Source organism: Vibrio mangrovi, from assembly GCF_024346955.1.
GTDB classification, from domain to species: domain Bacteria; phylum Pseudomonadota; class Gammaproteobacteria; order Enterobacterales; family Vibrionaceae; genus Vibrio; species Vibrio mangrovi.
In genome coordinates this window covers 3,027,547-3,041,512 of sequence record NZ_AP024883.1, presented here as the reverse complement: position 1 = coordinate 3,041,512, position 13,966 = coordinate 3,027,547, and the positions used below count along the sequence as shown (strand labels likewise).

At 45.6% G+C, this 13,966-nt stretch carries 12 protein-coding genes; 11 read left to right on the top strand and 1 reads right to left on the bottom strand.

Features of this window, described 5'->3' with window-relative positions; all coding sequences use genetic code 11:
- Window positions 1-16: 16 nt before the first annotated feature.
- The gene (hldE, locus tag OCU74_RS13420) at window positions 17-1,447 is read left to right on the top strand and encodes a bifunctional D-glycero-beta-D-manno-heptose-7-phosphate kinase/D-glycero-beta-D-manno-heptose 1-phosphate adenylyltransferase HldE (RefSeq protein WP_087481258.1); all 1,431 of its coding nucleotides are present in this window, start codon (window positions 17-19) and stop codon (window positions 1,445-1,447) included.
- Window positions 1,448-1,548: 101 nt separating this feature from the next.
- On the opposite strand, the gene tolC is transcribed toward hldE, so the two are convergent.
- The gene (gene tolC / locus OCU74_RS13415) at window positions 1,549-2,856 is read right to left on the bottom strand and encodes an outer membrane channel protein TolC (RefSeq protein ID WP_087481259.1); all 1,308 of its coding nucleotides are present in this window, start codon (window positions 2,854-2,856) and stop codon (window positions 1,549-1,551) included.
- Between the two features lie 233 nt (window positions 2,857-3,089).
- On the opposite strand from tolC, the gene nudF reads away from it, so the two are divergent.
- The 10 genes from nudF to OCU74_RS13365 all read left to right on the top strand — a co-directional run bounded on the left by nudF (window position 3,090) and on the right by OCU74_RS13365 (window position 13,952).
- Window positions 3,090-3,719, top strand: a complete 630-nt coding sequence (gene nudF / locus OCU74_RS13410; protein ID WP_087481260.1) for an ADP-ribose diphosphatase — start codon at window positions 3,090-3,092, stop codon at window positions 3,717-3,719.
- A complete protein-coding gene (locus OCU74_RS13405) occupies window positions 3,707-4,165 on the top strand; it encodes a DUF1249 family protein (protein WP_087481261.1) in 459 nt (152 codons plus the stop codon). The genes nudF and OCU74_RS13405 overlap by 13 nt, the downstream gene beginning before the upstream one ends.
- 12 nt (window positions 4,166-4,177) lie before the next feature.
- Window positions 4,178-4,999 (top strand): 3',5'-cyclic-AMP phosphodiesterase, encoded by an 822-nt coding sequence (cpdA, locus tag OCU74_RS13400; RefSeq protein WP_087481262.1) that lies wholly within the window; start codon window positions 4,178-4,180, stop codon window positions 4,997-4,999.
- 43 nt (window positions 5,000-5,042) lie between these two features.
- Window positions 5,043-5,627 (top strand): esterase YqiA, encoded by a 585-nt coding sequence (gene yqiA, locus OCU74_RS13395; RefSeq protein WP_087481263.1) that lies wholly within the window; start codon window positions 5,043-5,045, stop codon window positions 5,625-5,627.
- A gap of 246 nt (window positions 5,628-5,873) precedes the next feature.
- Window positions 5,874-7,754, top strand: coding sequence for a DNA topoisomerase IV subunit B (gene parE, locus OCU74_RS13390; protein ID WP_087481264.1), 1,881 nt, complete (start codon window positions 5,874-5,876; stop codon window positions 7,752-7,754).
- A gap of 2 nt (window positions 7,755-7,756) precedes the next feature.
- Complete coding sequence (gene parC / locus OCU74_RS13385; RefSeq protein ID WP_087481265.1) at window positions 7,757-10,048, top strand: DNA topoisomerase IV subunit A; 2,292 nt, start codon at window positions 7,757-7,759, stop codon at window positions 10,046-10,048.
- Window positions 10,049-10,422: 374 nt separating this feature from the next.
- Window positions 10,423-10,728 (top strand): PTS sugar transporter subunit IIB, encoded by a 306-nt coding sequence (locus OCU74_RS13380; RefSeq protein ID WP_087481266.1) that lies wholly within the window; start codon window positions 10,423-10,425, stop codon window positions 10,726-10,728.
- 7 nt (window positions 10,729-10,735) lie between these two features.
- On the top strand, window positions 10,736-12,064 hold the full coding sequence (locus tag OCU74_RS13375) for a PTS sugar transporter subunit IIC (protein ID WP_390623656.1): 1,329 nt from the start codon (window positions 10,736-10,738) through the stop codon (window positions 12,062-12,064).
- A gap of 78 nt (window positions 12,065-12,142) precedes the next feature.
- Window positions 12,143-12,451 (top strand): PTS lactose/cellobiose transporter subunit IIA, encoded by a 309-nt coding sequence (locus OCU74_RS13370; protein ID WP_087481268.1) that lies wholly within the window; start codon window positions 12,143-12,145, stop codon window positions 12,449-12,451.
- 76 nt (window positions 12,452-12,527) lie between these two features.
- Entirely contained in the window at window positions 12,528-13,952 is a 1,425-nt protein-coding gene (locus OCU74_RS13365) for a 6-phospho-beta-glucosidase (RefSeq protein ID WP_087481269.1), read from the top strand.
- Window positions 13,953-13,966: the final 14 nt, after the last annotated feature.

The window sequence follows — 13,966 nt, the reverse complement described above, 5'->3', positions numbered from 1 at the left end:
AAACTGGAGATTTCTAATGAAGCCAATTCTACCTGACTATGATCAAGCAGGTGTTTTAATTGTTGGTGATGTGATGCTGGATCGTTACTGGTACGGTCCGACCAGGCGTATTTCACCGGAAGCCCCGGTTCCTGTTGTGAAAGTGGAAAACAATGAGGAACGTCCGGGAGGTGCTGCGAACGTTGCTATGAATATCGCGTCACTTGGCGGACATGCTCATATTGTCGGATTAACCGGGCAGGATGAGCCTGCGGCGGTTTTAGAAGAAAAACTGACTTCATTAAATGTTCATTGTGATTTTGTTGCTTTACCTCCTTACCCTACGATTACAAAACTGCGAATTTTAAGCCGCGGGCAACAGTTGATCCGTCTTGATTTTGAAGACAAGTTTGAGAATACAGATCCGGAACTGGTGTTATCGAGAATGGAAAAAACACTGCCTCAGGTTCAGTCGGTGATTCTTTCCGATTACGCCAAAGGTGCTCTGGAGCATGTACAGCAGTTTATTCAGAAAGCGAAACAGTTCGGTGTGCCTGTCTTCATTGATCCGAAAGGTGCCGATTTTGAGCGTTATCGTGGAGCGACTCTACTGACTCCGAATATGGCCGAGTTTGAAGAGGTTGTGGGTAAGGTCCATTCTGAAGATGAGCTTGTTGCCAAGGGATTTGAACTGATAGAAAAGTTTGATTTTGAAGCCCTGTTGGTGACCCGAAGCGAACATGGGATGACATTACTACGCCGGGGTCAGGAACCATTCCATTTACCGACTCAGGCGAAGGAAGTTTACGATGTGACTGGTGCAGGAGATACGGTTATTTCTGTTCTGGCTGCTTCGGTTGCTGCTGGTAAACCGCTGGATGAAGCATGTGCACTGGCCAATGCAGCGGCTGGTATTGTGGTCGGAAAAGTGGGAACGTCAACAGTGTCAACTATTGAACTGGCCGAAGCTGTTCATGGTAGTCAGGACACTGATTTCGGTGTCGTGAGTGAAAAAACATTGATTGAAGCGGTCAGAAAAGCACAGGCATGCGGAGAAAAAGTCGTAATGACCAACGGTTGCTTCGATATTCTTCATGCCGGACATGTTTCTTATCTGAATCATGCTGCTGAGCTTGGCGATCGTCTGATTGTTGCAGTTAATACGGATGACTCAGTGAAACGTCTGAAAGGTCCGGGCCGTCCGGTGAATCCAACTGATCGCCGGATGGCTGTTCTTGCCGGTTTAGGCGCTGTCGATTGGGTTGTTCCATTCAGTGAAGACACACCACAGCGTTTAATCGCCACTGTATTACCTGATTTGCTGGTGAAAGGTGGGGATTATCGTCCTGAAGATATTGCCGGAGGCCGGGAAGTGATTGCTGCCGGTGGTGAAGTCAGAGTTCTGAACTTTGAAGATGGTTGTTCAACATCGGAAATTATTGAAGCCATTAAAGGTGGGCGTGGCTAAACCTAAACGATTCAATGGGTATCGTATACAGAAAAGCCAGCATGATTGCTGGCTTTTTTAGGCTGTCATTTTTTGTAACAGATATCTATATAGTGAACCGACTATTTCAGACCGGCATTAATATCCAGAACATCCTGTTCATTCAGGGTTCCGACGGCCTGTTTTAGCTGAAGAACGTTGAGGATGTAATCATAACGTGCATCAGATAAGTTTCTGTTCGCATCATAAAGACGACGGGTTGAATCCAGTACATCAACGATGGTTCTGGTGCCGACATCAAAACCGGCTTCGGTTGCCTGTAATGCCGATTTCGCCGAAACAACTGCTTGTTGATAGGCACGCAAAGCGCCGATTGAAGCATTAATGTTGTTGTTGTAGGCCCGAACGTTTTTAACGACACTACGATAACTGGCTTCCAGATCCTGACTGGCCTGAGTTAAGCCATATTCGGCCCGTTTTGTCTCTGCAGTGATTTTTCCACCGGTGTAGAGCGGAAGCGACAGGTTGACTCCAACACTGAAGTTATTAATTGGGTCATAAGTATTGTAATACTGACTCGACTCTTCATACTCATGTGCCATATTGTATCCTGCATTCAGGCTCAGACTTGGCAGATGTCCGGAACTCGCCAGTGAAATTTGTTCTCGGGCAATATCCTGACTGATTCTGGCGGTCAGAAGGGACAGATTTTTCTGCTGGGCTTCATCAACCAGTTCATTCATCGACTTATCCATTTTACTGGCAGAAAAACGATTAGTGTCTAATGGGCTGAGGTGATCATGTTCCTGACCGGTAATTTCACGAATGGCTTCGTAGCTGTTGGTCAGACTGTTCTCTGCCAGAACTTCATCCGCCAGTACGCTATCATATTGTGCCTGAGCATCGTGGACATCCGTAATCGCTGACAATCCTACTTCAAAGCGTTGTTTGGTTTGTTCCAACTGGCGGGCAACTGCATTCTTTTCAGCACGGACAAAGGCCAGATTGTCTTTCGCTCTGAGGACTTCAAAGTAAGCCTGCGCAACACGCAAAATAAGGTTCTGCTGAGTTTGGGCATACTGAGAATCAACCTGCCGGGCTGATTTCTCTGCGATCCCCAGATTTAGCCAACTGCTTCGATCATAAAGTTTTTGTGAGAGTGCGACGTCCGCTGTCCATTGGCTGCTATCCGCAACATTTTTATTACTGTTGATGATGTTGTAACCAGTAGATAGATTGATTTGCGGTAACAGCTCTCCCCGGGTCGATTTAATTGCTTCATAGGCTGAGTCTCGCTGTGCGGCTGCACTGAGCAACTGGGGATCGTTTTGTTTGGCTTGGTCATAGATTTCCGCAAGGGTATCTGCCCAGACGATTGGGGACAGACTTCCCAGGGTGACACTGACGCATAGTGGGAGCAGTTTTTTCATTATTCCTATTCCTGCAATATTATCATGAGAGATTGCGCTCAATAGTTTAACTTAAATTTCGGAAGATTTGCTCTGGCAGTTTGTCATTTTTCTGGTTAATTATCCATCTGTATAGTAAACAAATTACTTAATTTAACTATTTTAGTAATTTTTATACAAAAAATTGAGCTGTATCCTTGGTCCGAAAACACTTACATGGTTAAACTTAAAGGTTCAAGCGGAGAGTAGAAAGAATGCGATCACCACAAAAAGAGCCGACACAGTTTTCTTCACAAGATTTGCAGATCGTCAAAAAAGAGACTCTTTTTGACGGTTTTTTCAAAATGGTAAAGTATTATTTCAAATATAGGAAGTTTGAAGGCGGCTGGAGTCGGGTTGTTGAGCGGGAAATGTTTGTTCGGGGACGAGCCGCGGCAGTACTTCCTTATGATCCTGTTCATGATCAGGTCATTCTGATTGAGCAGATCCGGGTGGGAGCGCTTGAGCATCCTCATCCATGGCAGTTTGAAATCGTTGCCGGTATTCTGGAAGAAAATGAGTCTTCGGAAGAACTGATACGTCGTGAAGCTGTCGAAGAAGCGGGATTGACTATCGGGCGTACCGTTCCGGTAACATCGTACTATCCTTCTTCTGGCGGATGTAATGAAATGATTGATATCTATGTCGGGGAAGTTGATGCATCCAAAGCTCAGGGAGTTCATGGGCTGGATGGGGAAGACGAAGATATTCGTGTTCATGTGGTAAGCCGGGAAGACGCTTATCACTGGGTGAAGACGGGGCGAATTGAAAATGGGGCATCGATTATTGCCTTACAATGGCTGGAGTTAAACCGGGAAGAGCTGAAAGTACAATGGCTGAAGTAGCAATGAAGAAACCGTATCACGTTGATTTACCTGAGCTGATGCGGGTTTATGAAACAAACTATGCAAAACTGAATGCACTGTTGCCGTCAATGCACAGTGCTGAAGATGTGCGTTGTTACCAGGCCTTGCGTATGAACTACCAATTGGAAGTGATGGAAGTCACAAAATATACAACGCTGGTTAAGATATGCCAAAGTGATGATATTGCTGTGTTTCCATTACCGACGATGTCTGTCAGGCTGTATCACGATGCTCGTGTTGCAGAAGTCTGTAGCTCTGAACAGATGCACCGGTTGAAGCCTCGTTACGATTATCCGAACGATAGAATGGTGCAGAAAGACGAAAAGGCTCAGGCGAACCGTTTTTTAGGGGATTGGCTGACCTTCTGTTTAAAACATGGCATTAGCCGGACACCGATTAATGTCAGTGACCGATCATCTTCATAAGGTTAAGTAGACTTGGACGTATCGTTTCACACCGAACATCTTGATAGTGTTAAACTGCTTCAGATTACCGATACTCATCTGTTTGCCTCCGATGAGGGGAGTCTGCTCAGTGTTAACACTGCCGATAGTTTCAATGCTGTTGTAGATGAGATTATTTCCCGGCAGGTTGAATATCATCTGATTCTGGCGACCGGAGATATTTCTCAGGATCATTCGGATGTTTCTTATCAGCGTTTTGTTGACGGTATTCAGCCTTTACAGAAGCCCTGTCTCTGGCTTCCGGGGAATCATGATGATCAGCCTGTTATGAAAACAGTTCTGGCCTGCCCGCAAATTACGCAGCCTAATCATGTGATTGTCGGCGCCCACTGGCAGATGATTCTGCTCGATTCTCAGGTTTTTGGGGTGCCTTATGGTCACGTCAGTCCGGAACAGCTTCAACAGATGGACGACATTTTGTGCCAGACACAAGACAGACATACATTGATACTATTACATCATCATCCGCTGCTGGTCGGTAGCCGGTGGCTGGATCAGCATACATTGAAAAATAGTGAGCAATTCTGGGATGTCTTATTGAAATATCCACATGTGAAAGGTGTGATCTGTGGTCATGTTCATCAGGTGATGGAGCGTGATTACCATGGTGTCCGGGTGATGTCGACACCTTCAACATGTGTCCAGTTCAAACCACAGTCTGATGATTTTGCGCTGGATTCGGTATCACCAGGCTGGCGAGAACTGGAACTCCATCCTGACGGACAGCTTACGACGCAGGTCGGTCGTTTAAAAAGTGGTCTTTTTCTGCCTGATTTTTCAGCGCATGGTTATTAATAAATGACCATGGACATGGGGTATCGGGAGCAAGAGGTAATGAATGCGTAAACCTTCTTTACTGATATATATCCACGGTTTTAACAGTTCCCCTTTATCACATAAAGCGATGGTGATGCAGCAATACTGCCGGGAATACCGCCCTGATATCCGTGTTATTGTTCCGCAACTCCCTTGTTTCCCGGAAGATGCAGCTCAAATGCTCTCCACACTGGTCAGGGAACACCAGCAGACATATCGCATTGGTCTGGTAGGTAGTTCTCTCGGTGGTTTTCTGTCAGTCTGGCTGAATTCCGTATTTCATCTGAGAGCTGTTGTAGTGAATCCGGCTGTTCGTCCCTATGAGCTGCTACAGGATTATCTGGGAGAACAGGTAAATCCGTATACACATGAAACATATAGACTTGAATCATCTCATATCGATGAACTAAGGGCTCTGGATGTAGAAGTGCTGGCTGATCCCAGCCAGTTTTGGCTGTTGCAACAGATGGGGGATGAAGTCCTTGATTATCGGCAGGCAGTTGAAAAATTTCATCACGCCCGGCAAACCGTGGAGCAGGATGGTGACCATAGTTTTATTGGTTTTGAACGTTATGCTGCTGCGATTCTCGATTTTCTGGAACTTTGACACGCATTGAGAAAAATATCAGAAATCAGCTCGGTAACCAGACTGACTCTTGACATAAAGCCTTCTCTTCCAGACTATACCTCAGGTATTTGTGGGGAAACGGAGGATTGAAGTCTCTATCTATTCCCACGTATGACTAGTGTCATACTGTATAAAAGTTTTCAGTGACAGCTGTAAATTTTTCTCGAAATGTTTACAGTTTGAGCGCAAAGTTAGAATCATTGATTGATATAAGCATCCCGAAATATGACTGAACAATATAATGCTGGTGCCATTGAAGTTTTAAATGGCTTAGAACCAGTACGTCGTCGGCCTGGGATGTATACCGATACCGCACGTCCGAACCATCTGGGGCAGGAAGTCATCGATAATAGTGTTGATGAAGCGTTAGCCGGTTATGCATCGAAGGTCCAGGTTATTCTTCATTCTGACCAATCTCTGGAAGTGACCGACAACGGGCGAGGTATGCCTGTTGATATTCACCCGGAAGAGAAAGTCTCTGGCGTTGAGCTGATTATGTGTAAGCTCCATGCGGGGGGTAAGTTTTCAAATAAGAATTATCAGTTCTCCGGTGGATTACACGGGGTTGGTATTTCGGTTGTTAATGCACTGTCCAAGCGTGTAGAAGTAACCGTTCGTCGTGACGGGCAGATTTATGAAATTGCTTTTGAACATGGCGATAAAGTTGTCGATCTGAATGTCACTGGCACATGTGGCCGCAGAAATACCGGAACGAGTGTCCATTTCTGGCCGGATAGTGCTTATTTTGACTCAGGTAATTTTTCTGTGACCCGGCTGGTCAATAATCTTCGTGCCAAGGCTGTTTTATGTCCGGGGCTGGAGATTACGTTTGAAGACAAAGTGAATGGGAATTCCTATCGCTGGTTCTACGAAGACGGTCTGAAAGATTATCTCGCAGAAGGTGTCAAAGGATACACTCTTTTACCTGAGGAGCCTTTTACCGGGGAATTCAAAGCCGAAACGGAAGCCGCAACCTGGGCGGTGATCTGGCAACCCGAAGGTGGGGACATGATCACTGAAAGTTATGTGAACCTGATCCCGACCGCGTTGGGTGGAACTCACGTTAACGGGCTGCGTCAGGGATTACTGGACGCGATGCGGGAGTTTTGTGAATTCCGTAATTTACTCCCCCGAGGTGTGAAACTGACTGGTGAAGATGTTTTCGAACGCTGTTCCTATGTTTTGTCTGTCAAAATGCAGGATCCTCAGTTTGCCGGCCAGACTAAAGAACGTCTGTCCTCCCGCCAAACCGCAGCTTTTGTTTCCGGTGTCGTGAAAGATGCATTCAGCCTGTGGCTGAATGAAAAGCCGCAGCTTGCCGAACAACTGGCGGAAGTCTGTATTGCCAATGCACACCGCCGGATGCGAGCCAGTAAGAAAGTTGTACGTAAGAAAATCGCTTCAGGGCCAGCCCTTCCGGGGAAACTGACCGACTGTACTGTTCAGGACCTCAGTCGTACTGAATTGTTTTTAGTGGAAGGGGATTCTGCCGGAGGTAGTGCAAAACAGGCCAGAGATCGTGAGTTTCAGGCAGTGATGCCGCTCCGGGGTAAGATCTTAAATACCTGGGAAGTGTCAGCGGATCAGGTGCTGGCTTCTCAGGAAGTCCATGATATTTCTGTTGCTTTAGGCATTGACCCGGACAACGATAATCTGGAAAGCCTGCGTTATGGCAAAGTGTGTATTCTGGCGGATGCGGATTCAGACGGACTACATATTGCGACTCTGTTATGCGCCCTGTTTACCCGTCATTTTCCTGCCTTGGTTCGCGCCGGACACGTTTATGTTGCAATGCCGCCCCTTTACCGGATCGATTGTGGTAAAGAGGTTTACTATGCGTTGGACGATCAGGAAAAAGACGGTGTGTTGGAACGACTGAGCCAGAAGAAAGCTAAAATCAACGTTCAGCGCTTTAAAGGTTTGGGTGAAATGAACCCGCTTCAGTTGCGCGAAACAACGATGGACCCGAATACCCGTCGGCTTGTCCAGCTTACTATTGATGATGTAGAAGCGACCGATGAGATGATGGACATGCTTCTGGGCAAAAAAAGAGCTGACGACCGACGGACCTGGTTGCAACGCAACGGTGATTTGGCAGAGGTATAAACATGGCAACAGATATTAGTTTTGACGGGGTAGAACAGCTGCCGTTACGTAAATTTACGGAAGACGCATACCTGAACTACTCGATGTACGTCATTATGGACCGTGCCCTGCCTTACATCGGGGACGGTCTTAAGCCGGTTCAGCGTCGCATCATTTATGCGATGTCAGAACTTGGTTTGTCGGCTTCGTCTAAGTACAAGAAATCTGCCCGGACGGTGGGTGACGTACTGGGTAAATATCACCCGCATGGGGATTCAGCCTGTTATGAAGCTATGGTTCTGATGGCTCAACCCTTCTCTTACCGTTATCCGCTGGTAGATGGTCAGGGAAACTGGGGAGCGCCGGATGATCCTAAATCTTTTGCGGCGATGCGTTATACCGAAGCCAAACTTTCTCGTTTTGCTGAAATTCTGCTGGGTGAGCTGGGACAGGGAACGGTTGAATGGCAACCGAACTTTGACGGTACCATGCGTGAACCACAGATGCTTCCGGCTCGTTTACCTCATATTCTGCTCAATGGCGTAACCGGTATTGCTGTCGGTATGGCGACGGATATTCCACCCCATAACGTCCGGGAAATTGCGGATGCTGCGATTCATCTAATCGATCAGCCTCAGGCTGGTCTGGATGAAATCATGGGATATGTTCAGGGACCGGATTATCCGACAGAAGCGGAAATTGTTTCTCCACGTGCAGATATTGAAAAAATGTACCGGACTGGCCGGGGAAGCATCAAGATGCGGGCTCTCTGGCATAAAGAAGGCGGCGATATTGTCATTACGGCACTTCCACATCAGGTTTCCGGCGCAAAATTACTAGAGCAGATTGCCAACCAGATGCGGGCGAAGAAATTGCCGATGGTTGAAGATTTACGGGACGAATCTGATCATGAGAATCCGACCCGAATCGTGATCGTACCAAGTAAGAAGAAAGTTGATTGCGATGTCTTGATGAATCACTTGTTTGTCTCGACTGACCTGGAAAAAAGTTTCCGGGTCAACCTGAATATGATTGGTCTGGATAATCGTCCTCAGGTGAAAGGACTTACACAAATTCTGTCTGAGTGGATTGAGTTTCGCCGGACGACAGTGAAGCGTCGTTTACAGTACCGTTTAGATAAGGTTCTGGCCAGATTACATATTCTGGAAGGTTTACTGGTCGCGTATCTGAACCTTGATGAAGTTATCGAGATCATCCGGACAGAAGATGACCCCAAAACTGTTCTGATGGAGCGGTTTGGAATTACGGAAATTCAGGCTGATGCGATTCTGGATACACGGCTCCGTCACTTAGCCAAACTCGAAGAGATGAAGCTTCGTGGTGAACAGGATGAACTGGAAAAAGAGCGGGAGAAGTTAGAATTATTGCTGGGCTCTGAGCGTCGTCTGAATACACTGCTAAAAAAAGAGATCAAAGCGGACGCTGAAAAGTATGGCGATGATCGCCGTTCTCCGTTAGTCGAGCGGGCTGAAGCTAAAGCGCTGACTGAAAGAGAGCTGGTTCCGAGTGAAGCGATTACCGTCATACTGTCGGACAAAGGCTGGATTCGTCATGCGAAGGGGCATGATATCGATTGTCAGGGACTGAGCTACAAGTCGGGCGATCAATATCTGACTCACGCCTGTGGTAAGAGTAATCAACAGGCTGTGTTCTTTGGTAGTGATGGGCGCAGTTACTCTCTGGAATCTCATACACTACCATCGGCCCGTTCTCAGGGAGAACCGATTACCGGGCGTCTGAATGTTGCGGAAGGGACGCAGATTCGTCAGGTTGTCATGGGAGACGAGGATCAGTTGTGGCTGGTGGGCTCGGATGCCGGATATGGCTTTGTCTGTAAAGGCAGCGATTTTCTGTCCAAGAACCGCAGTGGTAAAGCGCTGGTGAACTTGCCGGAGAATGCTTTGATCATGACGCCTCAACCATTGAGTAGTCTGGAATCCGATGAAATTCTGGCGATCACCAATCAGGGGCGGATGTTGTTGTTCCCAATTAAGGATTTGCCGCAGTTAGGTAAAGGAAAAGGGAATAAGATTATCAATATTCCGTCAGCGAAGGCAAAAGCGCGGGAAGAATTTGTTTCTCACCTGATTGCTTTGCCTGAAGGCTCAATGATTACGCTCTACGCCGGGAAACGGAAACTGGGATTAAAACCGGATGATCTGGATAACTTCCGTGGCGAACGAGGCCGGAGAGGTGCTCTGTTACCTCGTGGCCTGCAACGTGTCACCCGGATTGAAATCGAACAGTCTAACGGTGATGATGAAGAAACAGTGACTGATAGTGATGAAGCTTAATTGCTCCAAACGATACTGATTCGAAAATGATTAAAGCCGGGCTGAATATAGCCCGGCTTTTTTATATTTCAGAGATTATGATGATATGCAGGAGATGGAATTGCTTTATGTAAGCATCTAGTTGACTATTTCTGTGTTGCGTTTAATGATTGAACTGATATTAACCCCACATTTCTACCTGAGTTTTTCCTCATAAATACCGTGATCCATTTAACGGAAAAGATCAAATTTTACTCTTTTTATTGTAACTAATCACAATTTGCCACATAAATGTAAGCGCTTACTGTAAGCGCTTACATTTATGTGGCAGTATAATACCTGAGCGCTAAAACGCCCTACAAAAATAGATGAGTGAAACATTAGGGATAAATTATATGGTTAAGATATTACTTTGCTGTGCGGCTGGCATGTCTACGAGTATGGTTGTTAAAAAAATGCAACAGGCGGCTCAGTCTCAAGGGATTGAGGCTGAAATCAATGCTGTAGGTATGGAAGACTTTGACTCACATTACAACGATTACGACTGTTATCTACTTGGTCCTCAAATTAAATACAAGCTGGCAGATCTAAAAATAAAAGCGGATGCGGCCGGGAAACCAATCAGTGTCATCAATGCTATGGATTACGGCATGATGAAAGGTGACAAGATTTTAGCTGACGCGCTTGCAATGATGGAATAATCGGAGGATCAGACAAATGAATGTTTTATTTCAGTTTTTAGAGAATAGGTTGACGCCTATTGCAGGAAAACTTGCATCTCAACGTCATATCGGTGCGATTCGTGATGGTTTTATCGGAGCGATGCCATTTATGATTGTTGGCTCTTTCCTGCTTATTTTTTCATTTCCTCCTTTTTCTCCGGATACCACTTCGGTTTTTGGTCAGGCATGGCTGTCTTTATCGAAGGAATATTTTGATGAACTAATGCTGCCGTTTAATATGAGCATGGGCATCATGTCGATCTATATTGTGACCTGTATTGCTTATAATCTGGCAAATTCATATAAATTGGATACTCTGCCGACAGCAATGTTGTCTCTCATGACGTTCTTGCTCATTGCTGCACCGATGAAAGATGGTGTTCTTGCTTCTCAGTATATGGGAGGAACCGGTATTTTTACTGCCATTGTTGTCGGTATTTATGTACCTGAGCTGACAAGATTCTTGAAAGAAAAGAATATTGGTATCAGGTTGCCAGAGTCTGTCCCGGATAAAATCCGCCAGTCGTTTAATTTACTGGTTCCGGCAGTTGTAATTATTCTGACGATTTATCCACTAAATCTGTTTATCCAAGCCCATTTCGATATGTTGCTTCCCGGGGCAATCATGGCGATGTTCCAGCCATTAGTTTCTGCATCGGACTCCTTACCGGCAATTTTACTGGCAACACTTATAGCTCAACTACTGTGGTTTGCCGGGATCCATGGTGCGAGTATTGTTGGCGGTATTATGGCCCCGTTTTATCTGTATAATTTAGGGCTAAATCAAGCCGCTTTGGAAGCGGGTCAACCACTTCCTGCAATCTTCATCGAGCCATTCTGGTCGTTTTTTGTGGTCATTGGTGGTTCCGGTGCAACGTTTGCGCTTGTGCTTCTTTATCTGAAGAGTAAGTCGGTTCATTTGAAAACAATTGGACGTTTAGGGGTAATTCCTGCGGCTTTCAATATTAATGAACCCGTACTCTTCGGCTCACCATTGGTGATGAATCCAATCATGTTTATTCCATTTGTAGGAGCACCTTTGGTAAATGCGACAATTGCTTATGCTTTAACCAAAATGGATGTTGTTGGACACGTAGTTTCTCTTGTTCCATGGACCGCTCCGGCACCTATCGGGGCAGCATGGGGGGCAGGCTGGCAAATGAACAATGCTGTTTTAGTGGTTGCCCTTATTGCTCTTGATTTGGTTATTTATTATCCCTTCTTCAAAATTTATGAGAAGCAGCTCATTACTCAGGAACAGGCTGAAATTGAAGCACATCGTACAATATCTGACGCAGAGACTGCGAATGTTTGAACCAAGCGAATAGCTACATTTTAATTCATAGTCAAGGGGATCTCCGTTGGGTTCCCCTGCTTTTACCGGAGATAATTTATGGAATTAGAAACAACTGTTATGGAGCTCATTATCAACGCTGGTGAATCTAAAAGTCGGGCGATGAGTGCATTGGCATGTGCTAAGCAGGGGCAGTGGGAAGAGGTCGATGAACTTCTGGCTCAATCTACAGAGGCGGCCAAACGTGCGCATAAAGTTCAGACTGAACTTATTGGTATGGATGAGGGGGAAGGAAAAATTCTGGTCAACCTTATCATGGTTCATGCACAGGATCACATCATGACATCAATGCTTGCACGTGAGCTTATCGAAGAAATCATCGACATTCATCGCACATTACAGGCTTAACTCTTTATTCGATGAAGAGTGCGCACAATTCTAGTGCGGCTTTTCCATGTTAACAATCAAAAAGTAAGTGAAAATTATGACTCAATCATTACCAGACGATTTCCTCTGGGGAGGAGCTGTTGCTGCTCATCAGGTCGAAGGGGCATGGGACCGGGACGGTAAAGGTCCAAGTATTGTTGACGTACTCTCCGGGGGAGACGTGAATACGAGCCGTCAAATAACGGACGGGGTTCTTGACGGATATCATTACCCAAACCATGAAGCGACCGCGTTTTATGACTATTACAAAGATGATGTTGCACTGCTTGCCGAAATGGGATTCAAATGTTTCCGGACCTCAATTAACTGGACACGAATTTTTCCTAACGGAGATGAAGTAGAACCCAATGAGTCAGGACTTCAATATTACGATGATCTGTTTGATGAGCTGTTAGAACATGGTATTGAACCCGTAATCACATTGTCTCACTTTGAAATGCCTCTTCATCTTGTAAAAGAGTATGGTGGTTTTAAAAATCGTCGGGTAGTTGACTTTTTTGTGCATTATGCAGAAACAGTAATGCACCGTTATAAAGATAAAGTCAGATACTGGATGACCTTTAATGAGATCAATAACCAGCGTGATGTACATATTCAGTTAATGGGGTACTCAAATTCGGGGGTCGATTATACGGTTGAGGCTTGTCCGGAAGAGTGTATGTATCAGGTGGTTCATCATGAATTCGTTGCCAGTGCGAAAGTGGTTAAAATAGGCCACAAAATTAATCCGGATTTTAAAATTGGCTGTATGGTTGCGTGGGTTCCGATCTATCCGTATTCGTGTGATCCCGATGATATTATGCACGCCCAACAAGCCATGCGAACCCGCTATTTTTTCAGTGATGTACACATGCGTGGTGAATATCCTGCATATGTATTAAAAGAATGGGAACGTAAAGGTTACCACATTGAGATGGAAGCTGATGATCTTGATGTCCTCAAAGAAGGCGTCTGTGACTATATTGGATTGAGTTACTACATGTCCATTGCTGTTAAAGCAGATAAGCAAGAGGATTCGGAAGGGCTGACCGGGGTGATTAAAAATCCGTATGTCCAGGCATCTGAGTGGGGATGGCAAATCGACCCTGTAGGTCTGCGCTATTCTTTAGGTGAACTGTATGAACGTTATAATAAGCCATTGTTTATTGTAGAGAATGGTTTTGGTGCTCAGGATCTCCTCGGCGAAAATGGTGAAATAAACGACGATTACCGTATCCGTTACCTCAAGGAGCATATTGAACAGATGAAGAAAGCTGTCAGTTTCGATGGCGTTGAGTTGATGGGGTATACGCCATGGGGTTGTATTGACTGTGTTTCTTTCGGCACCGGGGAGTACCGAAAGCGCTACGGTTTTATCTATGTTGACCGCCATGATGACGGGACAGGGACGATGAAACGTCTCCGTAAGAAGAGTTTTTTGTGGTATAAAGATGTGATTAGCTCAAATGGTGAAAAACTGTAATTAGTTATAAGTGT

Excerpts from the sequence above, each read along its gene's own strand:
- OCU74_RS13380 (WP_087481266.1), top strand. The coding sequence starts at position 10,423 with ATGGTTAAGATATTACTTTGCTGTGCGGCTGGCATGTCTACGAGTATG.
- OCU74_RS13370 (WP_087481268.1), top strand. The coding sequence starts at position 12,143 with ATGGAATTAGAAACAACTGTTATGGAGCTCATTATCAACGCTGGTGAA.
- nudF (WP_087481260.1), top strand. The coding sequence starts at position 3,090 with ATGCGATCACCACAAAAAGAGCCGACACAGTTTTCTTCACAAGATTTG.
- OCU74_RS13365 (WP_087481269.1), top strand. The coding sequence starts at position 12,528 with ATGACTCAATCATTACCAGACGATTTCCTCTGGGGAGGAGCTGTTGCT.
- OCU74_RS13405 (WP_087481261.1), top strand. The coding sequence starts at position 3,707 with ATGGCTGAAGTAGCAATGAAGAAACCGTATCACGTTGATTTACCTGAG.
- parC (WP_087481265.1), top strand. The coding sequence starts at position 7,757 with ATGGCAACAGATATTAGTTTTGACGGGGTAGAACAGCTGCCGTTACGT.
- yqiA (WP_087481263.1), top strand. The coding sequence starts at position 5,043 with ATGCGTAAACCTTCTTTACTGATATATATCCACGGTTTTAACAGTTCC.
- tolC (WP_087481259.1), bottom strand. The coding sequence starts at position 2,856 with ATGAAAAAACTGCTCCCACTATGCGTCAGTGTCACCCTGGGAAGTCTG.
- parE (WP_087481264.1), top strand. The coding sequence starts at position 5,874 with ATGACTGAACAATATAATGCTGGTGCCATTGAAGTTTTAAATGGCTTA.
- hldE (WP_087481258.1), top strand. The coding sequence starts at position 17 with ATGAAGCCAATTCTACCTGACTATGATCAAGCAGGTGTTTTAATTGTT.